Origin of the sequence: Ningiella algicola (assembly GCF_028401415.2) — a bacterium.
Lineage (GTDB): Bacteria > Pseudomonadota > Gammaproteobacteria > Enterobacterales > Alteromonadaceae > Glaciecola.
This window is the reverse complement of record NZ_CP171821.2, coordinates 894373-913768: the sequence shown is the minus strand read 5'-3', so window position 1 is coordinate 913768 and position 19396 is coordinate 894373. Positions and strand designations below refer to the sequence as shown.

Annotated in this window: 28 protein-coding genes; 26 read left to right on the top strand and 2 right to left on the bottom strand. The window is 41.0% G+C overall.

Translation table 11 applies throughout. From position 1 onward, the window contains the following. Nucleotides 1-29: 29 nt before the first annotated feature. Nucleotides 30-1922 (bottom strand): M61 family metallopeptidase, encoded by a 1893-nt coding sequence (locus PN836_RS04180; RefSeq protein ID WP_395343827.1) that lies wholly within the window; start codon nt 1920-1922, stop codon nt 30-32. A 226-nt stretch (nt 1923-2148) separates the two neighbouring features. Here PN836_RS04180 and PN836_RS04175 point away from each other — a divergent pair, with 226 nt between their 5' ends. Further along, entirely contained in the window at nt 2149-2610 is a 462-nt protein-coding gene (locus PN836_RS04175; RefSeq protein WP_395343826.1) for a DUF962 domain-containing protein, read from the top strand. 60 nt (nt 2611-2670) lie between these two features. Here PN836_RS04175 and PN836_RS04170 read toward each other — a convergent pair whose 3' ends face one another. Beyond that, nucleotides 2671-3633 carry an integron integrase gene (locus PN836_RS04170; RefSeq protein WP_395343823.1) on the bottom strand — a complete coding sequence of 321 codons (963 nt, stop codon included), beginning with the start codon at nt 3631-3633 and terminating at the stop codon, nt 2671-2673. A 315-nt stretch (nt 3634-3948) separates the two neighbouring features. Between PN836_RS04170 and PN836_RS04165 the strand changes: the two genes are divergently transcribed. The 25 genes from PN836_RS04165 to PN836_RS04045 all read left to right on the top strand — a co-directional run bounded on the left by PN836_RS04165 (nt 3949) and on the right by PN836_RS04045 (nt 18979). Further along, a complete protein-coding gene (locus PN836_RS04165) occupies nt 3949-4380 on the top strand; it encodes a GNAT family N-acetyltransferase (protein WP_395343821.1) in 432 nt (143 codons plus the stop codon). A 45-nt stretch (nt 4381-4425) separates the two neighbouring features. Next, on the top strand, nt 4426-4992 hold the full coding sequence (locus tag PN836_RS04160; protein ID WP_395343820.1) for a hypothetical protein: 567 nt from the start codon (nt 4426-4428) through the stop codon (nt 4990-4992). A gap of 75 nt (nt 4993-5067) precedes the next feature. Continuing rightward, nucleotides 5068-5487: a hypothetical protein gene (locus tag PN836_RS04155; RefSeq protein ID WP_395341193.1), complete on the top strand. Its 420-nt coding sequence runs from the start codon at nt 5068-5070 to the stop codon at nt 5485-5487. A gap of 75 nt (nt 5488-5562) precedes the next feature. Next, nucleotides 5563-6072, top strand: coding sequence for a hypothetical protein (locus PN836_RS04150; RefSeq protein ID WP_395343817.1), 510 nt, complete (start codon nt 5563-5565; stop codon nt 6070-6072). A 619-nt stretch (nt 6073-6691) separates the two neighbouring features. Then, nucleotides 6692-7981 carry a group II intron reverse transcriptase/maturase gene (gene ltrA, locus PN836_RS04145; RefSeq protein ID WP_395343768.1) on the top strand — a complete coding sequence of 430 codons (1290 nt, stop codon included), beginning with the start codon at nt 6692-6694 and terminating at the stop codon, nt 7979-7981. Between the two features lie 165 nt (nt 7982-8146). Continuing rightward, on the top strand, nt 8147-8503 hold the full coding sequence (locus PN836_RS04140; protein ID WP_395343784.1) for a hypothetical protein: 357 nt from the start codon (nt 8147-8149) through the stop codon (nt 8501-8503). Between the two features lie 78 nt (nt 8504-8581). Then, nucleotides 8582-9007 (top strand): VOC family protein, encoded by a 426-nt coding sequence (locus tag PN836_RS04135; RefSeq protein ID WP_395343815.1) that lies wholly within the window; start codon nt 8582-8584, stop codon nt 9005-9007. A 65-nt stretch (nt 9008-9072) separates the two neighbouring features. Then, nucleotides 9073-9453, top strand: coding sequence for a hypothetical protein (locus PN836_RS04130; RefSeq protein ID WP_395343813.1), 381 nt, complete (start codon nt 9073-9075; stop codon nt 9451-9453). 506 nt (nt 9454-9959) lie between these two features. Next, nucleotides 9960-10391 (top strand): hypothetical protein, encoded by a 432-nt coding sequence (locus PN836_RS04125; protein WP_395343810.1) that lies wholly within the window; start codon nt 9960-9962, stop codon nt 10389-10391. A gap of 65 nt (nt 10392-10456) precedes the next feature. Continuing rightward, nucleotides 10457-10696, top strand: a complete 240-nt coding sequence (locus PN836_RS04120; RefSeq protein WP_395343808.1) for a DUF4160 domain-containing protein — start codon at nt 10457-10459, stop codon at nt 10694-10696. Further along, nucleotides 10656-10946 (top strand): DUF2442 domain-containing protein, encoded by a 291-nt coding sequence (locus PN836_RS04115; RefSeq protein WP_395343805.1) that lies wholly within the window; start codon nt 10656-10658, stop codon nt 10944-10946. The genes PN836_RS04120 and PN836_RS04115 overlap by 41 nt, the downstream gene beginning before the upstream one ends. A gap of 85 nt (nt 10947-11031) precedes the next feature. Next, the gene (locus PN836_RS04110) at nt 11032-11472 is read left to right on the top strand and encodes a hypothetical protein (RefSeq protein WP_395343804.1); all 441 of its coding nucleotides are present in this window, start codon (nt 11032-11034) and stop codon (nt 11470-11472) included. Nucleotides 11473-11629: 157 nt separating this feature from the next. Beyond that, on the top strand, nt 11630-12094 hold the full coding sequence (locus PN836_RS04105) for a DUF4262 domain-containing protein (RefSeq protein WP_395343802.1): 465 nt from the start codon (nt 11630-11632) through the stop codon (nt 12092-12094). A gap of 118 nt (nt 12095-12212) precedes the next feature. Beyond that, the gene (locus PN836_RS04100; protein WP_395343784.1) at nt 12213-12569 is read left to right on the top strand and encodes a hypothetical protein; all 357 of its coding nucleotides are present in this window, start codon (nt 12213-12215) and stop codon (nt 12567-12569) included. A 104-nt stretch (nt 12570-12673) separates the two neighbouring features. Further along, nucleotides 12674-13168: a GNAT family N-acetyltransferase gene (locus PN836_RS04095; RefSeq protein ID WP_395343800.1), complete on the top strand. Its 495-nt coding sequence runs from the start codon at nt 12674-12676 to the stop codon at nt 13166-13168. Between the two features lie 625 nt (nt 13169-13793). Then, a complete protein-coding gene (locus PN836_RS04090; protein WP_395343799.1) occupies nt 13794-14192 on the top strand; it encodes a DUF1801 domain-containing protein in 399 nt (132 codons plus the stop codon). A 108-nt stretch (nt 14193-14300) separates the two neighbouring features. Next, nucleotides 14301-14633 carry a hypothetical protein gene (locus PN836_RS04085; RefSeq protein ID WP_395343797.1) on the top strand — a complete coding sequence of 111 codons (333 nt, stop codon included), beginning with the start codon at nt 14301-14303 and terminating at the stop codon, nt 14631-14633. A gap of 169 nt (nt 14634-14802) precedes the next feature. Continuing rightward, complete coding sequence (locus PN836_RS04080) at nt 14803-15003, top strand: hypothetical protein (RefSeq protein WP_395343795.1); 201 nt, start codon at nt 14803-14805, stop codon at nt 15001-15003. Beyond that, nucleotides 15003-15296 (top strand): HigA family addiction module antitoxin, encoded by a 294-nt coding sequence (locus PN836_RS04075; protein ID WP_395343793.1) that lies wholly within the window; start codon nt 15003-15005, stop codon nt 15294-15296. The genes PN836_RS04080 and PN836_RS04075 overlap by 1 nt, the downstream gene beginning before the upstream one ends. Before the next feature lie 78 nt (nt 15297-15374). Further along, nucleotides 15375-15641 carry a hypothetical protein gene (locus PN836_RS04070; protein ID WP_395343792.1) on the top strand — a complete coding sequence of 89 codons (267 nt, stop codon included), beginning with the start codon at nt 15375-15377 and terminating at the stop codon, nt 15639-15641. Nucleotides 15642-15650: 9 nt separating this feature from the next. After that, a complete protein-coding gene (locus tag PN836_RS04065) occupies nt 15651-16130 on the top strand; it encodes a hypothetical protein (RefSeq protein ID WP_395343790.1) in 480 nt (159 codons plus the stop codon). Between the two features lie 45 nt (nt 16131-16175). After that, nucleotides 16176-16346 (top strand): hypothetical protein, encoded by a 171-nt coding sequence (locus PN836_RS04060; protein ID WP_395343788.1) that lies wholly within the window; start codon nt 16176-16178, stop codon nt 16344-16346. A gap of 1086 nt (nt 16347-17432) precedes the next feature. Continuing rightward, nucleotides 17433-17825 carry a hypothetical protein gene (locus tag PN836_RS04055; RefSeq protein WP_395343786.1) on the top strand — a complete coding sequence of 131 codons (393 nt, stop codon included), beginning with the start codon at nt 17433-17435 and terminating at the stop codon, nt 17823-17825. 115 nt (nt 17826-17940) lie between these two features. Continuing rightward, nucleotides 17941-18297 carry a hypothetical protein gene (locus PN836_RS04050; RefSeq protein ID WP_395343784.1) on the top strand — a complete coding sequence of 119 codons (357 nt, stop codon included), beginning with the start codon at nt 17941-17943 and terminating at the stop codon, nt 18295-18297. Nucleotides 18298-18436: 139 nt separating this feature from the next. Continuing rightward, on the top strand, nt 18437-18979 hold the full coding sequence (locus PN836_RS04045; protein ID WP_395343781.1) for a hypothetical protein: 543 nt from the start codon (nt 18437-18439) through the stop codon (nt 18977-18979). Nucleotides 18980-19396 lie beyond the last annotated feature (417 nt).

Sequence of the window (19396 nt, the reverse complement as noted above, 5' to 3'; positions counted from 1 at the left end):
TGGGTGAACGTATCGCTTAGTGAACTAATTTAGTTGGGTTTATCTATGCCTAGCCACTGCTTAAACACGCCTTCATCTTCAATCGTTAGATAACATGTGTCGAGCGCGGGTGGTTTCGCGATAAGGTTTATCTCAATTAACTGCTCGTCGCGCATGACATGCAGTTTCACAGCGCTGCCAAGTTTAGTGTTGGCGAGTTGGCGAGTCATTAGCGAATAGTTTGCTTTAAATCCATTGCTGGCCACTATAACGTCATTTAGCTGAATGCCACTTTGTGCAGCAGCAGAGCTTGCGAGCACTTGGGTTACTTTCAGACCATTGCTTTGTTGCTCAAACTGCGCGCCAATATCGCGAGTTAATGGCTGTTTGACAGGCTTACCTCCCTTGTCATCATTGTGCTCACGCGCACGCATGTGCAGTGTCAAGCCGATGCCGTTTACAATAGAGTTAAACGGCATATCCATGGTGGTGCTCACAGCTACATGCAAAAAGCTTTCAATATCTAGTGAAAAATGCGTTTTACATATTTTTGAAATCACATCGTCGAGCGTACCAGTTTCCTGTTTACCGGCTTGTTCCCACAATATGCGCATCACATCATCTAAACAGTATTTGCTATTACTTTGCTGGCGCAATGTTATGTCCAAGGCAAGCGCAACAAGTGAGCCTTTAAGATAGTAACTGACAATATGATTGGTTGAACTTGCATCTTGCTTGTAAAAGCGTGTCCAAGCATCAAAGCTCGATTCACTAATGCTTTGCAAGTGTCTGCCAGGATTGCGCATTAAACGGGTAAAGCTCTTTCCTAAAATTTGGCAATAGTCTAAGGGGCTAATTAAACTCGTACGAGCAAGTGTCAGATCATCATATAAAGACGTAAAGCCTTCATAAATCCATAGCTGAGGTGTGTAGCTTTCTTGACTTAAATCGGGTGTCACCATCATGTATGGCTTGATCCGCTTGACGTGCCAAGTGTGGAATAGCTCATGAGAACACAGGCTCAGAAATTGTTGGTATTGTTCGCTTTTGTCATCATTTACGCTACTGTCGCCCGCCATGGGTAGGTCGAATCTTGCGAATTGTAATACCGTAGAGCTCTTGTGCTCTAACCCACCATAGCCATTTGCACATAATAGTGTCATAAACCAGTATTCTTTTACTGGGCACTCTCCAAACAGTTTAATGTGATGCTCACAAATGGGCTTTAAGTCTTCACATATGCGCGCTAAGTCCATGGTTTCTTCACCGGTAAACACCACATTAAAGGTCACGCCAAGTACCTCGAAGCTCTGCATACACAAATTACCCATCAACACCGGGTGATCAATAAGCATATCGTAGTTGTCGCTTAAATAAGCGGGTGCATTTGGATTGAGTGCGTCAGGGAGGCTCGCGGCGGATAATTGTACGTTTGCCGCTAGTTCAGTAAAAGTACCTGTGTTTGCATCATAATTCAAACACGGCATTGCGGTGGCAATTTTCCAGCTTTGAGTCTGCTCGGTTCCTAATAACTGCATGTAATGCGGTAAAGATTCATGACCATTGACCTGTAGCATAGTACTGGTGCCATTAAAAAACGCGTATTCATGATTGATGTAGGCACTTCGCACTGATAAGTCGTAGGCGAATATTCGATACTTTAAGGTAACCGAACGGAACGATTCTTTTGCAGTATCCGTTAGATTGAGTTGCCAAGTTTGTTTATCCAGTTTTTTAAGCGCCAGATCTTGCTCTTGCACATCAATTTGGATGATGTTTCGCGCAAAGTCTCTGATCATATAGCTGCCTGGTATCCATGCTGGCAAGCTCACAATAAGCTTATCATCCACAAATTCGGGTAACTGAGCATGCATTAGCACCTCAAACAAATGTTCGTTTACATCTATAGGCGTAATTTGATAGGTAATGTAGTGACTGGTCATTATTAATGATGAGTTTGCTGCTGAAATTTGCGAGTAATGGTAGCAAGGGCAGGTGAGAATGCACAGACAAGGCATGATTGAATAGCGATATTGTTGCTGACAGGCAATTGTTTTTGTAAACTTCCTATAACAATTATGTTGCAAAATCGTAATTGCAGAGGAATGTAGCTAAAGCGCTTAGTGCTTTAAACGCATTCAAACACATACAAAAAGTGGAAGCATATCCATGCGCGAAATAGAACGTCTTATTAATCATTACGGCGAAAGCCATCAAAACAAAACCAATATCTTAATTCATGCTATAGCAGTGCCAAGCATTTATTTCGTTACCATTGGCTTAATTTGGGCTATTCCGGTGCCGGAGTTTATTGCGACATTCAATATCACTTGGGCGCACATTTTGGCTATTCCAACATTGTATTACTATTTCAAACTCTCTGGTCCAATTGGCGCTGCTATGACCTTGCTAACCATTGCCGTGTTCGGCGGTATAAAGTTGCTGATAATGCTTGATATATCGGTTTTTTGGTTTTGTTTAGCTTTATTTGTGGTGATGTGGGTCCTGCAATTTGTGGGACATAAAATTGAAGGTAAAAAACCTTCGTTTTTCGAAGACTTGCGTTATTTGCTAGTTGGCCCCGCATGGTGGTGGGTGCATTGGTTAAAGCGCATGAATATTCATTATTGATTTAAGTCTCAAGCTGCTCCTTCTATAGTATCGATCCTGTTGGTAGTTTTACCTTAGCAATTAAGACGAGGCTATTCGGTCCAGTGGGCTTTTTTTACCAGAGAACTTGTCGCCAATTACATGAGTATAGATTTCAGTTGTTCTTATATCGGTATGGCCTAGTAGCTCTTGCAAGGTTCTGATATCAGCCCCAGCTTTTAGCATTTCTGTGGCAAATGAATGGCGAAAACTATGTGCTTTCACCTGCTTGTCGATACCGGACGCCAATACCGCAGTGCGCAACTGTTTACGAAATGCCGTTTCGTGTAAGTGGTGTCGGCAAACATATCCGTCGGCCGGATGGCGACATCGGGTAGTTGAAGGAAATATGTACTGCCATTTCGCGTCTTTCAAAGCATTTTTGTATTTTCTATGTAAACTGGTGGGAAGGGACGTTGCACCATAGCCATCTTCTAGATCTCTGGCATGTATTTTCTTCACTTTTTGAATTTGCTCTTTCAGCGGCTCTATCAGCGAATGGGGAAGCATTGAAACTCGGTCTTTTTGGCCTTTGCCTCTAAATACAAATATCGTTTTATAATTAAAGTCGATATCTTTTATCCGAAGCCTCAAGACTTCGCTAATCCTCAAGCCTGACCCATATAATATGCAAGCAATGAGATGATGAATTCCTTTTAAATTTGCAAGAATTTCAGAAACTTCACCCTCGCTTAATACCGTTGGAAGTCTTTTTGGTGTTTTACTATAACCGAAGTGTAAATTTATCAGCTCCCGATCAAGTATGTGTTTATACAAAAAGACGATCGCGCAAAGCGCTTGGTTCTGCGTTGAGGCGCTGACTTTTTTCTCATTAGCTAAAAAATTCAAGAAGCTCTCTACCTCATTTTCTGCAAGCATTTTAGGATGTTTATATTTATGAAATCGAATAAAGGCTTTTATCCAGCCAATATATGACTTTTCAGTTCTGATACTGTAGCGCTTTGTGCGCATAAATTGAGCAATGTCAGTTAAAAATTTAGACACAATACAATCCTTGTAGTTGCGTTGTTAATCATTCTCGCTTTATCTCATCTGATGTCTCGCAAAACGCATTCGAAATAAATGAAAAGTAATTGAAAACATTAGAGTTTTAGAAAAAAACGTTTTTATCGAGCGGCATGATAAATACATGCACGCTAAAAACGTGGTTAATTTAGTATTGATCTCGCTTGATTGTTTTAAAAATAACTTGTAAAACAAGGGATAATGATAATTGAGAATTAGCAATTTTGTACTGTTCGTTGGTATTTATTGTAAATGCTCGCTAATAAGTTGTTAGCCACCCAAATCGGAGTAGGTATGGAAGTTCATTTCCTTGAAAAAAATGATGATTACGAGGCGGTTCTAAAAGCCTTGTTAAGTTTAAGAACCAGTTACGATTTAGATACGCTTTCAAATCAAATTCAAAAACAGTATGAGTATGGGTACAAAGTAGCGTATGTAAGGTCTTCAGATGGAATTCTAGCCGTTGCAGGGTTTTGTGTCGGCGAGAAGCTTGCGTGGGGTAAGCATATTTATATCGACGATTTAATTACAAATCCTAACTATCGCTCAACGGGCGTGGGAAGATTTTTCATAAATTGGTTCAAGGAATTTGCGGCTAAAAATAACTGCGAACAAATACACCTTGATTCAGGCGTGCAGCGTTTTCCCGCTCATAAATTTTATCTACGGGAAGGTTTTAACATTGCCAGTCATCATTTCTCCATCGCGGATGTAAAGGGTGGCTAACAAAGCGCTTAACTCGTTCCCTTCGGTCACTGGGACAGTAACGCAATGGCATGCTTCGCATATTTTGCCATTCCGTTACTGCCCGTTAGCTTTGCGTTAGCAGCCATGAAATATTCAGCATTTTTCGTTGTTTTATTTTTTTCAATCGAGCTTAGTGCCGAACGATTTGGAGATTGGGAGTTCTCTATTCCAGAAGGAAGTCCTTTTGCGCTTTATCCAATCGACAACGGTTTATATCTGCAATTTTCTGGAAAGATTACTTTCAATGCTAAAGTTGTAGCAACTATAAATGAAGCTGGTGAGGCCTATATTCTGGCGGCGATTCCACCTGATGAAATAATCAGACTATTGCCGTCTAGGAAAATTGGAAATATTCAGTTGCCGAACTATATCCAATTGCTAAATAACGATGAAATTTTATCGTCTTTGAACATGACGCAATATAAGAGCGCAAAAAACGCAGAAATCATTATAGGTAGCGCTGAAGTTACAATAACAAACTTACAAAGTGGTGGTGATTGTGGTGTCGCCAATTTTTTTGCCTTTGATAATTCAATTACTAATTTCGAGTATTATATAAACTATGAGGTTGTTAAAAGTCCGAGCTGCTAACAAATACATAAACCGGACACTGGCAAAAGCGGCCAGCGCCGGTTATGTAAGGTGTTATGCATCTAAGGAGGCTTTTTGAGCAAGAAACTCACAGTTACATTAATTGTCATCGTAGGACTTTTATCATATGGCCTTGGTTTTATAACGGACAAGCAGCTCAAAACAGATGAATTAAATGCAAATTTGATCGCTCAATCAAATTTGGTAAATGATAGATGGGAGGAAGCAATGGTGCTTAAACACTTATATGAGCAGTTGCTCAATTCACCTGAAACTGCAAAACGTCAATTGCGTTACGCTCTATTGCTAATGTACAACGACGACGTCCGACTCAAAGGTGTTTTCGGTGATGTTTATGGAACTGATAATTTTGCTATAAAGACTAATCAGGTTATTTTGGATTTTTTACGCGAACACCCATTAGCAGAATGTTCAAATAAAAATATCGATGAAGCAGTGAGATGTAACATTGCTTTTTTAAACACCGATGCATAACAAAACGTTGAAGCGGACAAAAATAAAAAACGATTTTCGCCGCTTAACGTGGTGTTATGCGCAAAGGAGAATCCATTGAGTAAGTTAATGCTATTTTTCTCAGTGTTTTGGTTCGGCTCTGTTTTTGCTTCTGTACCAGTCAATGTACATTCTCACAAAGTTTACATGGAAGGTGTTTTACCTTCACCATACGAAACATTCTCACTGAATATCGAACTAAATGTTGAAACTGACGACGTGGAAAAAATTGAATTATTCCGTGGTAGCGAACTGATTAAAATCCCAAGCGAGATTATCTCAGAACTTAAAAATGTTGAGCTTTGGTCATTGGACGTAACCCACGAAATGCATAGATTAGATGAAAATCGCCCTGCATTTTCTGAATATGGTGACAAGGGTGACTGGCTATATATAAGCTTTGCTTTAGGAGATATGTATCGCGCAGAAAAAGAAATTGATGGAATTGGATATTTTAAATGGGGCTACGACTTAGCGACTATAACAATTGTAAAAGATAAGACTGTCACTTTGAAATTGAATCTTCTTGAGGAGATTGGTGGAAATTGGAGCAAGAAAACGTGGTAATTGCGCATAACAAAACATTAAAGCGGACAAAAATAAAGAGCAATTTTCGCCGCTTAATGTGGTGTTAGTGCGTCAAGCAAGCTTGATGCATCTTGCAGGGTGAAAGTCCCTGTCGGGTAAGGCTTAGCCAGCCACCTGTAGCGAGTCTTGCGCGTTGTGCGGAGTTTGAGGATGGGAATTGCTTTCCAGTGTGCAGACACAATCAAATGAACAAGTAACGTGAAGCGTAGACAGCGAATTATATAGGCCACAGGGGATACGTGTCCCTGAAGTGCTGGTATCGCTTCGATAATACTTAAGATCTGACTGACAAGGCCTGTAACACAGCCGAAGTCCACGTAAAGCAACCGATATTGGTGAGGTTGTGGCGAGTCAGCGGAGTTATCAAGCCGTGGCATGTATAAAGAGATGCGTTAGGAACTTGAGAGAGCCAAAGGTGTTCCCTAAGGAAGGGGTAGGTAAACTTAGCCAAAAGCAAGGTGAGCCGATGACGCTTTGGCAGTCAGATCAGCCCATAGTAGTCTGAGCAGGGGAAAGCCTTGTACATGGCGAAGGAGCTGACAGTTATATGAGGTGTTTAGCAGACACATAGGCCGGACAAAGTAGGGCTGGAGCCACTATGACAACTACACTAAACGCCATCGCATTTAAAGCACAGACCCACCCCAAGCACAGGTTTCAGAATTTATACGGACAGCTAAATACTGATTTACTGTATCAAAGTTGGGGTCAACTCAATAAGCAGGCCAAACCAGGTATAGACGGGATCACGATGCCGACGTATGAGGATAGCCTGCCAGAAAATATACGACGCTTAAGTTGGGCGCTTAAGCAGAAATGCTACCGAGCGAATGACATAAAGCGCGTATATATCCCCAAATCGAATGGCAATCAAAGGCCATTAGGGTTACCTACGGTAGATGACAAGTTAGTGCAACAAAGTGTGAGCCAATTACTGCAAGGTATTTGGGAACAAGATTTTGTACGCCATAGCTATGGTTATCGACCGCATAAAAGTGCGCATCAAGCCGTGCATAGTTTGACCTTGAACTTGCAATTTAAGGGCTATGGTTATGTGGTGGAAGCAGATATCAAGGGGTTCTTTGATAATATTGACCACAACTGGCTAATGCGTATGCTCAAACAGCGCATAGACGATAAGGCATTGCTGAGCTTAATCAAACAATGGTTAAAGGCGCGGATAAAAGAGCCTCGTGGGGCGTTTAATAAGCCGACTAGTGGTAGTCCACAAGGCGGAATTATCAGTCCTGTGCTGGCGAACATTTATCTGCATTACGCTTTAGACTTATGGTTTGAGAAGCGTGTAAAGCCGAGTCTGCGTGGTCGCGCCATGATGATACGCTATGCAGATGATTTTGTGTGTGCGTTTCAATATGCTCAAGACGCTGAGTACTTTTATCAGGCATTACCCACACGATTACAGAGATTCAACTTAGACGTGGCAAAAGAGAAAACGTCACTGATGCGTTTCAGTCGTTTTCATCCCAGCCGTAAACGTCAATTTGTGTTTCTGGGGTTTGCATTTTACTGGGGTAAAGATACCGGTGGTCAGCCCCGCTTAAGGCGTCGGACCGCAGCGAAGAAACAGCGGTCAACCCTTAATGAGCTGTATCGTTGGATTAAAGCCAAGCGTTCAAAGAAGTTGAACATTTGGCTGCCACAACTAAAGCGCAAGCTTAGGGGATTTAGCCACTACTTTGGACTACCCGATAACAGTCGCAGCCTAGCGAAAGTAAGCGCATTTGTATTGCATAGCCTTTACAAATGGCTCAACCGACGCAGTGGTAGACGAAGTTACAATTGGCGCAGTTTTAAAGAGATGCTAATCTATTTTCAGATTGAGCCATTACGCGTCAGGAAGCGAGTAATAGAAGTTGACTGGTATTAGGATCATGTTTTACACGAGTGAATATATAACTGAAGAGCCGGATGCGGTAATTCCGCACGTCCGGATCTGTGTGGGGTCGACCCAGTAATGGGTCGCTCTACCACGATTACACGCTAATTGACATAGGAGGTTAAGTTGAAGGGCGCAGCGCTAGGCTTCAGTTTTTTGACATTAATAATCGTTATTATCTTTGCTTTGCTGTTAATGGGGGCAACGGTAGGCGTGATTATAGGTTTCCTTCCAACTGTAAGCTTGACGTTTGCAGCACCAGTCTTTGTTGTATTGCTCTCGTTAAATGCACTGATAGTTTATGGGCTTCGTCGACAGAAGTTATGGGCGGTGATTTTAGGGACGGTCGAGGTCATAGCATTATTATCAGCGATACTCTTAAAAATGTGGTTCGAAGGTTTCACTACTTCGCTAGTCAGTAGTATTTTATTTATGTCTCTTTTAGCGTCTCTTCTGTCAGCTTTATATCGAGATTATCGAGCAATTAAGGACTCAGAGGTAACGCATGTATAACAAATGCATTAACGCGGATTTTGCGGAAAAGCGCCGCAAAACCGGTTATGCAAAGTGTTATGCATCTTGGTGGACTGAATGAGTGAGTATTGGAATGCAATGGTTCCAGAGATAACTGTGAGTAATCTCGACCGATCATTAGCGTTTTATTTGTGTTTGGGTTTCAGTGTTAGATATCGACGCGAGAACCCTCCATTTGCTTATTTAGAAATTGGTCAAGCGCAGCTTATGTTAGAACAAATACATGAATCAGGATGGTTGACGGGAAGTTTGGAGCCTCCATTTGGTCGGGGTGTAAATTTTCAGATAGAAGTAGAAAGTGTTCGAAACATTGAAGCTAAAGCACGAATTGCCAATATTGCATTGTATGAAGGGTGCAAGGAAAGTTGGTATTTCGTGGGTGAAGGCCGCGAAGAGGGACAACTTGAGGTTTTATTGCAAGACCCAGACGGTTTTCTACTTAGATTTATCGAACCTTTAGGAAGTAGAGAGAACGATGCATAACAAAACGTTGAAGCGGACAAAAATAAAGAACAATTTTCGCCGCTTAACGAAGTGTTAGGTGTTCTTTGAAAATTGAAGCAATCAATAGGTTTGTCAAAAATATCGAACGACTGTTAACAGGTGAAGTGTTCGATATGTACAAGGCAATGATTTCTTCATCTTTTGAGTACATTTCCGCAGAAATTCTATCGGACCAGCTTGCTGAAGGTATATGGTACGATGGTGTTTCTGGGTTACGAGCAGAGGTTTTGTCGGGTACTCAAGTTCGTTTTACTGGTGAGATGTATGTATTTTTCGAGCAAGAGAAAAATTGGAAAGAACCATTTGAATCAGTTGTCACTGTCAATAGTGAAAATCAAAAGCAGGTATTGATTTATGTCAGAATCGGAGAGTTTGAGGGAACGGATGATCTGCTCACAATGGAATGGTGGTACAGGAACACCTAACAAAAATTTAGAGTCGCTTCCTACCGGTCGCTCGGACACATTGCATTTACTAAAATCTGCATTTCGCTTTGCTCAATTTTTGCAGTTTTTAGCAAATACAATGTGCCGCTCAAATTGGCGTTAACTTTCTAAAAGGATATTAGATATTTTGGATGATTTTGGTTCTTCTCTAGTTAGCGGTTTTTTACGATTTATAGGATACATTTTAGCCGAAATCTTTTTTGGAACGATTTGCTATTGGGTCGGGTGGCCAGTTTGTAAGCTCTTATCTGGTGGTAAATATCCACGAAAGCGCCAATATGCGTATTGGTCAGAAACTAGCACGTCAGGAGGCTGGTGCAGTGCAGTTGGACTATTAATATTAATCGCTATAAGTATTTACTTTATATCATTCAGTGGGTAACCAATGGTAGTTTTAAGCTCAAAAGTTAACAAACCAATTAAGACGGACATTCGCAAAGAGCGCGAACGCCGCTTATTGGCGTGTTATCTCTAATGAGGTTTTTTTGAAATTTTTATTCGTTATTTTATTATTAGTTATCTCAGGTAGTACTCTTGCATGCAGTTGTGCTCAACTATCTGGACGAGATGTGATGGAAAGCGGTTATGGTGAGAATGTCTTTATTGCATTTGTCACGGAAGCGAAAACTGAACCTTCGAATGGGAAGTATGTGACTGTTGTAGCAAAATTTGAGGTTGAAAAAGTATTTAAAACTGGTGATTTTATCCCTTCTGAGGTCGAAACTTATCTCGATAGTGCTGCGTGTGGGTTTCCAATTGAGGTTGGCTCGCGGTATGTTTTTGTTGCAGCAAATGATGGAGAAGTAAATTATTGCACTAGCAGACTAATCCCTGAATATGAGCACGATGTTGAAATCGATAGGTATTTAAAAGATTTGGAGGCAAACATGAAGCAATTAGAGATAACAAAAGATTGAAGCGGATAAAAATAAAGAGCGATTTTTACCGCTTAATCAGATGTTAGCTTTCTAAGGAGTAGAAATTGAGTCCAACAGTATTCAGGGAAGATGGTTACCGGTTCTTCTTTTTCTCACGAGAAGAGTCTCGTATGCATGTCCATGTCTTATCGGGTGACGGCGAAGCAAAATATTGGTTAGAGCCAGAAATAGCATTAGCAAAATCTTTCGGTTATTCTAATAAACAATTATCTCGAATAGAACAATTGGTCAGGGGGCGACAAGATGAGCTCATCAGCGCTTGGCAACGACACTTTAAAGACTGAAGTTACTAACGTATCACCTTTTGGCATATGGCTTCTTACCTCGTCGGACAAAGAATACTTCTTGTCATTCGAAGACTATCCTTGGTTTAAATCTAGGCCAATAGAGCAGATTTTTAATATTGAAGAGTTAGCGCCTGGTTATTTTCATTGGCCTGATTTGGATGTGGATTTAAGCGAACAGATACTTGATAACCCAGACAAGTATCCTTTAAAGGCGAAAGCTAACAAGAGATTGAACAGAGATGTCTAGTCAATATCATGACGCTTGCATTCGCAACCGTCATGCCATCAACTAGCCACTCGTTAATCAGGCGTTATGTGCGAAAGGAGTTTTAATGCAAAGGAATAAAACACTTATTATTGCTGGTTGTTTAAGTTTCATAGCTTCCTTACTTCATATAGCCTGTATTTTTGGTGGTCCAGAATGGTATCTATTCTTTGGTGCAGGGGAAAGAATGGCTCAACTGGCTGCTGTCGAAGACCCTTATCCCACAATAGTAACCCTTATCATCGCTTCTATTCTTGCTGGTTGGGGGTTATACGCACTTTCTGGCGCGGGTCTGATTTTCAAATTGCCACTTTTAAAAACTTTTTTGGTCCTTATCACAGCCATATATCTCATTCGTGGAATTGCTGGTTTGTTTGCTCCGTTTGTTACATCAGATCCTGTGGTGCACCAAAATTCAGTCACCTTTTGGGTTGTCAGCTCAATTATTTGCTGTATCTATGGTATGTATTATTTGTTCGGTACAAAGCAGGTATGGCGGTCGGTTTGAGTTCGTGGGCACATAACAAGAGCCTCAAGCCAGTCGCTGTGGCTCCTTCGGACGTATTGCATTGTGTAAAAACTGCGACTCGCTTCACTCGATTATTGCAGTTTTTACACAATGCAATACGCCGCTTAGGCTGGTGTTATATTTCACGGAGAGCTTAGTGGACGAATCGGACAAGAAAGCACTTGATGATATAGAAGAGTTTGGTTGTCATGTGCTGGGCGTAATGGAAGGCGATAATAAGCCTTCGTTTTCTTATTCTATAGGAATCGGCAAGAAACAAGGTAAACCCGATCTTGTCATTTTAGGCCTCAAGAACAAGCTGGCTCACAGCATTATCAACAATTATAAGAATAGGCTGCTTGCGGGTGAAGTGTTTGAGCCGGGTAAATACTATTCAGACTTTCTTGGTAATTTTGATGTTTGTTTTATCGAAGTCGATAAGAAGCATTATGACGAGTATTTCGGTTGGGGACTTTGGCTAAACAATGGTGATGATTTTAAAATGCTACAGCTTATTTGGCCTACGACCGACGGTGTATGGCCTTGGGATAACGGTAAATCTGAGTTTTACGTTTGGGCACAGCCTATTCTAAATGAGTCTGGAGGACTAAGTGAAATATAACAAATGCATGAAGACGGATTTGTCACAAGAGCGGTGCCAAACCGCTTATGCAAGGTGTTATACACGCTAATTGACATAGGAGGTTAAGTTGAAGGGCGCAGCGCTAGGCTTCAGTTTTTTGACATTAATAATCGTTATTATCTTTGCTTTGCTGTTAATGGGGGCAACGGTAGGCGTGATTATAGGTTTCCTTCCAACTGTAAGCTTGACGTTTGCAGCACCAGTCTTTGTTGTATTGCTCTCGTTAAATGCACTGATAGTTTATGGGCTTCGTCGACAGAAGTTATGGGCGGTGATTTTAGGGACGGTCGAGGTCATAGCATTATTATCAGCGATACTCTTAAAAATGTGGTTCGAAGGTTTCACTACTTCGCTAGTCAGTAGTATTTTATTTATGTCTCTTTTAGCGTCTCTTCTGTCAGCTTTATATCGAGATTATCGAGCAATTAAGGACTCAGAGGTAACGCATGTATAACAAATGCATTAACGCGGATTTTGCGGAAAAGCGCCGCAAAACCGGTTATGCAAAGTGTTAGATTCTCTGGAGACAAATTTATCCTGAACAGCAAAAGGACTTCAATGGTTTTACTTCGAGACTTCACAGAAAACGATGTTGAAAAACTCGTGAGTATTCTGAATAACGAATCAGTAACTCGATTTCTGTCCACAAAAATTCCGTCACCCTACACTCTTCAAGATGCTATGTGGTGGGTTAACGAAGGGAGCAAAGGCGAACTTATCAAAGCCATTTCATACGAAGACGAAATGGTGGGCTGCATCGGCGTATATCATGGTGAATTTGAATATCAAAAATCAGGGGAAATCGGATATTGGCTAGCACAAGAATACTGGCGCAAAGGTATTACTCTTGCCGCTATCAATCAGTTAGTTAACTATGTGTTTAATAATACCGGCATTATCAGACTTTCTGCGCCTGTCTTTTCAGACAACCAACCATCAATGAGGCTTCTACTCAAAGCTGGATTTAAAGAAGAAGCAATTTTGGAAAAGGCCATCTTCAAAAATGGGCAATACTATAACAGTCATATCTTCGCTAAACTGAGGTCGTTTTAAAATGCGAGGAAAATCTAACAAGGCGCTCAAGGGGACAATTACATGGTGCGGCTTCGCCATCATAGCACCATGTAATTGCCCCTTAGCTTAGTGTTAGGCAACATTAAATAAGGACGAAAAGGAGACAAGAATGTCACAAACCAATGTCAAGTGCGAAAATTGTGAATCATCGGTGATTCCCCGTTTATACCATGTGAATTATAACTTTTTCACATACATACTCACACAACACATTTGCCCAATCTGCGGCGCCGTTATGTACGAATCTGGCGGAGGAATAAGAACTAGGTATAAAGTAATAGCTTTGCTGTTTTTATGTTTTTATTGTATTAGTTCATTGCTAGATGGCTCTTTATTCAAATCTTTATCGCTTTTAGTAGCCTTTATTGTCGTTAGCATTCTCGCTTTTCCACGTACATCTGGAAAAGTGGTTAAAAAACTTAAGTGTCTGATAATAAAATGAGCTTTATTCTGGAAAGCGTGAGCAAAGTACATGCGCAAGTTCTAGCCTAACAAAACGTTTAACAGAGATTATCAGATCATGTCATGTCGCTTGCATTCGCAAGCGCCACGCCATGATCTGATAACTCGTTAACTTGGTGTTAGGCAACATTCGAGAGATCGTATGAAAACACAAAAACCACTATCAACGAAAAAGCCGCCTGTCCCAAATGAAGATATTGCAGTATTCGATGAATGGTTTGAGGACTTAAGGCCAAAAATAGCTCCAATAGTCCGAGAGCTTCACGCTCTTGTTCAGAAGCATCTACCTAATCCGCAATTTGCCGTGAAGTGGGGTAATGCCTTCTATGGCTCAAAAGAACATGGCTGGGTTATTCAACTTTCGCCTTATAACGTTTCCGTAAATATAGTGTTTCTTAATAGTCAGCATCTATTAAACCCACCGGAAATGGGTGGCGAAACTCGATATGTAAAACTAGCTTCAATCGCAGAGGTGAACAACGAACAGTTGGCAACCTGGGTAAAAGAATCGTGTCATACCAAGGGCTGGGCGTGGGAATGACGCCTAACAAAGCGCTAAACACGTTCACTTCGTTCACTGGGACAGTAACGCAGCCGCGCTTCGCGATTATGCCGCTACGTCACTGCCCGTTAGCTATCAAAAAGAAATATGACGAATTATTATATATCTCCAAAAAAGGGATGGTTACCTGACCAGGCGAACAATGACTTGGTTGAGTATTTATACGCAAAACTTATGCCCTTTGTAAATTCAGGTAATTGGAATTATTATAATTTTGTGAGCAATCAAGGATGGTTTGAGCAAGAAGGTTGCGGAAGTTTGTTCGTCGAATTCATGTCTCTAGATAATGAAGAGGGTGAGATAGGATTTATAAAGTCTCTGACATTTAAACTGACTAACCCTAATTCGATTATTCATGAGGAAATGGTCCAAATATCTAATAAGTACTGGCTTAACTGGAGTATTGCAGATGATAGCTAACAAGAAAATTGAAGCGGACACTGGCAAGAGCAGCCAGCGCCGCTTAATCGGGTGTTAGGTTTCAAAATGCCTGAGTTTTGCGATGTATATGTAATTTCGAATAAAAGAAGTAGAAAATTGGCTTCTGAGTTTTTCGATACATTTATGCCGAATGCAGAATCTAGTGCAGATGAGTTTGAATTTCCTCAATATTCAAACTCGCCGAGTAATATGTTCCGTTGCCGATGCGATGGATATGTGTTTTCAAGACCCCAGTGTAGACTACCGTTTTTATTGGCGTAATAAGAGCGGCAGTAAACCAGAGCACGCAATGTTGTTTTTTCTAGAGGACGGTAATGCTTACATTCTTAATTATGAGGATTATCACTAATGAACATGTATAACCCACCACACCCTGGTGAATTTATAGAATTGGTCTATCTAGAGTCTTTTGGTATTAGTTGCCGAACTCTAGCAACTCATCTCGGCGTAGCTGCTTCAACTTTGAGCCGAATAGTCAAAGGTAAGAGTGCAATAAGTCCAGAAATGGCTTTAAGATTATCTAAAACACTAGGAAGAACACCAGAAAGTTGGTTAAGTATGCAAGACAATTATGAATTATGGCGAGCAAAACAGCGCTTAGATTTGAATACAGTTCAACGACTAGATTTAAATGCAGCCTAACAAAAATTTTGAAGATGGATGTTCGCGAAGAGCGCGCGCCCACCGCTTAAAATGGTGTTATAACTACCGAAGCATCCCATGAAAAAATTAATAACGTCCGCACTTATCTGGTTTATTGCAATAGTCCTAATATTTAAAACTGTTAGTACTGTTTCATTGTGTGGTGGCACATTTATGCAAAATTGGATGGGACTAGGGGCATGCAATGATTCTCAATCTCAATTTATGGGGCTTGGTGATATATATTTTGAAGGCCGAGAATTATTTGGGGCAGCATTACTGGCCCTTTTCATAATAGTGTTGAGCCTCGTTTGGCTGAAGTGTGGAAGAAAACGTGCGGGGTAGTTATAACAAATGCATGAAGACGGATTTGTCAGAAGAGCGCTGCCAAACCGCTTATGCAAGGTGTTAGCTGCCACCATGACAAAACATATTTACGCTGATTTTAACGGTATTATTCGTTTAGAGAACGATGCGACTCACGAATATTTAGATATTTGTGGTTTTGGAACAATAACTGACTTAAATAAACTAAAAGTTAAGCTTAAAGAGGATATGCGACTAACGTTCTTTGAACCAAATGATGTTCAGGTCGATGCAATCATGCACTTTTACCCTTCCGTGAAAGATACGAATTGTCCAAATGGAAAATGGCTCGGAAAATATAGGCCAGAAAATATTATTGATAGTATCCTACCAAACCAAAAAAGAGAGCTATGCTGCTTCAAATGCGATAATGTTTTTTCAAAAGATAAGGGATTAAATTTTCAAATGCGATGTCCGAACTGCAATACGGAGGCTACTTATGCGCTTTTACCACCATCTTGCAGCTAACAAAGCCATTAAGCCAGTCACTATCGTTCCTTCGGACGTATTGTATTGTCTAAAACCTGCATTTCGCTTTGCTCAAGTATTGCAGATTTTAGACAATACAATCCGCCGCTTATGGCGGTGTTATACGACACGGGCAATTATGTATTTTATGCTCTTCAGGGGCCCAACATTGGCGAACTGAACCAAAGCCCAGTGGAAGAGTTTGGCTTTTTATGACACGCTTTTAGCGTCTGTGGCGCACGCAGAAACGCGTTTACTGACGGACGCCACAGACGCTAAAAGTGTGGAATCAAACATCGTCGAGAGCCCGTGTGGCATCGGCTAAACAGGGAACGCTCATGGGGCAACGGAACAGCATACGAGTAACAGTTGAGGCCAGGTTCTCGTGCTCGTATAACAAACCGATCAAGTGGACGCGAGAGGCAATTGTTCATTTCTTGACTTGTGACTGCGCGCCACTTATCTAAAGTGTTATACGACACGGGCAATTATGTATTTTATGCTCTTCAGGGGCCCAACATTGGCGAACTGAACCAAAGCCCAGTGGAAGAGTTTGGCTTTTTATGACACGCTTTTAGCGTCTGTGGCGCACGCAGAAACGCGTTTACTGACGGACGCCACAGACGCTAAAAGTGTGGAATCAAACATCGTCGAGAGCCCGTGTGGCATCGGCTAAACAGGGAACGCTCATGGGGCAACGGAACAGCATACGAGTAACAGTTGAGGCCAGGTTCTCGTGCTCGTATAACAAACCGATCAAGTGGACGCGAGAGGCAATTGTTCATTTCTTGACTTGTGACTGCGCGCCACTTATCTAAAGTGTTAGCTATCTTAGTTTGAACATTGGAGTAACATTTGAATATTTTTAAAAGGACTTATCTTTCATTTGGGCCTAGAACGCTATTTGGAATACTATGCTTTAGTTATTTTGTATTTATTATTTGGAGTTTAGCTAATTCATATATAGGCCTTTTAGCATTGCGAGCAGATGGCATCAACCCACCTGCATTTGAATATTGGACGAACGAATTAACTTACCAGTACTTTACTAGTCCACTTTTAATATATTTTTTTTGTGGCTTAATCCCTTTTTTGATAATGATGACTGGTAATTCAAAGGTAAAAAGGTGGTTTGCTATCACATTCTGGTGTCTCTGTTTTATAGTGTTGGGGGCACAAGCGGTCTCTCAAATATTAGCCTTCCATGCTGAGAGGCTTGGGCTATGATAGCTAACAAAAATTTTGAAGACGGATGTTCGCGAAGAACGCGCGCCCACCGCTTAAAATGGTGTTAGGGTCACTATGATGAACCCATTTCGTCGTTTAGATAATGCTCTCCGACCAAGTGGACGGAAATTGCTTGATGACCAGAATCAGCTAGTGGGGATTTACGAGATTTTAACTTTCCTGTTAGTTGTCCCAAGTATTATAGTTTTTCAATTGGGTTTTGTTTTCGTAGCATCAAATATATGGATACCATCACAGATAGCACAGAATAGGTTCGTTTTATCAGGACTTTCAATTATGTTTTTGAATATTTTAGGGCTGCCTTTAGCATATTTTCAATGGCTCGGCTTAAATGCAGATGTAAGCGTTACTTCAGTTGCGGCACTATCTATTCTATTAATTTTAACTGTATCAGGGTTTACGGCGTTATATGCTCAAAAACGACAGTTTAGCGGTGAGAGACCCTAACAAAGGATTGAAGCGGATAAAAATAAAAAGCAATTTTTACCGCTTAATCAAGTGTTATACACGCTAATTGACATAGGAGGTTAAGTTGAAGGGCGCAGCGCTAGGCTTCAGTTTTTTGACATTAATAATCGTTATTATCTTTGCTTTGCTGTTAATGGGGGCAACGGTAGGCGTGATTATAGGTTTCCTTCCAACTGTAAGCTTGACGTTTGCAGCACCAGTCTTTGTTGTATTGCTCTCGTTAAATGCACTGATAGTTTATGGGCTTCGTCGACAGAAGTTATGGGCGGTGATTTTAGGGACGGTCGAGGTCATAGCATTATTATCAGCGATACTCTTAAAAATGTGGTTCGAAGGTTTCACTACTTCGCTAGTCAGTAGTATTTTATTTATGTCTCTTTTAGCGTCTCTTCTGTCAGCTTTATATCGAGATTATCGAGCAATTAAGGACTCAGAGGTAACGCATGTATAACAAATGCATTAACGCGGATTTTGCGGAAAAGCGCCGCAAAACCGGTTATGCAAAGTGTTAGTTGCCTGAGAATGTCATGAAGATAATTCCACTTTTGTTTTTTATTCTAATTTCTGTAAAGTGTTACTCACAGGTGCTTGTGAAAAGTGAGCACTCTGTTAAAAAAGGTATGGCAGAATCCAATCAGTTTCCCAAAACCTGTATAGATGTGTGCTCGTTTCTTGTATATCTAGATGTAGCGAAATTGCATTTTGACAAAAATTTTGCATCAGGTGCATATATACTCGTTTTTGATAAGGCTGAGGGGAAATCTATTTCCTTTGGTGTGCACGCCAATCCCGAAACTGAAGAGGCAGAATTGGTAGTTATTCACAATAATGTAAATACGGACTCAGAGCCGATTTTACTAGCAAAATCGGCATTAAATGCTTGGGAAGGCTTTAATATCTCTTGGGAAGGTCAAAACTTACTTTTTGAAAACCTTCGTAGCGTTAAAAAAATTGGGGACAACAATACTCCATATTCTTCACTTGAGAAATCTGGAATTACATATAAAACCGAATTGAAATTTGCTCCTGAAGGGTTCGGTTATATGTTTGTAAGTAGTGATGTTGAGCTTTGGATAGATATTGAGTTTCAAAATTATAATGAGGGGTGGAGACCGGGTGATGACGGCAACTAACAAAAACTTAAAGACGGACATTGGCAAGAGCGGCCAACGCCGCTTAAGTAAGTGTTAGTGCGTCAAGCAAGCTTGATGCATCTTGCAGGGTGAAAGTCCCTGTCGGGTAAGGCTTAGCCAGCCACCTGTAGCGAGTCTTGCGCGTTGTGCGGAGTTTGAGGATGGGAATTGCTTTCCAGTGTGCAGACACAATCAAATGAACAAGTAACGTGAAGCGTAGACAGCGAATTATATAGGCCATAGGGGATACGTGTCCCTGAAGTGCTGGTATCGCTTCGATAATACTTAAGATCTGACTGACAAGGCCTGTAACACAGCCGAAGTCCACGTAAAGCAACCGATATTGGTGAGGTTGTGGCGAGTCAGCGGAGTTATCAAGCCGTGGCATGTATAAAGAGATGCGTTAGGAACTTGAGA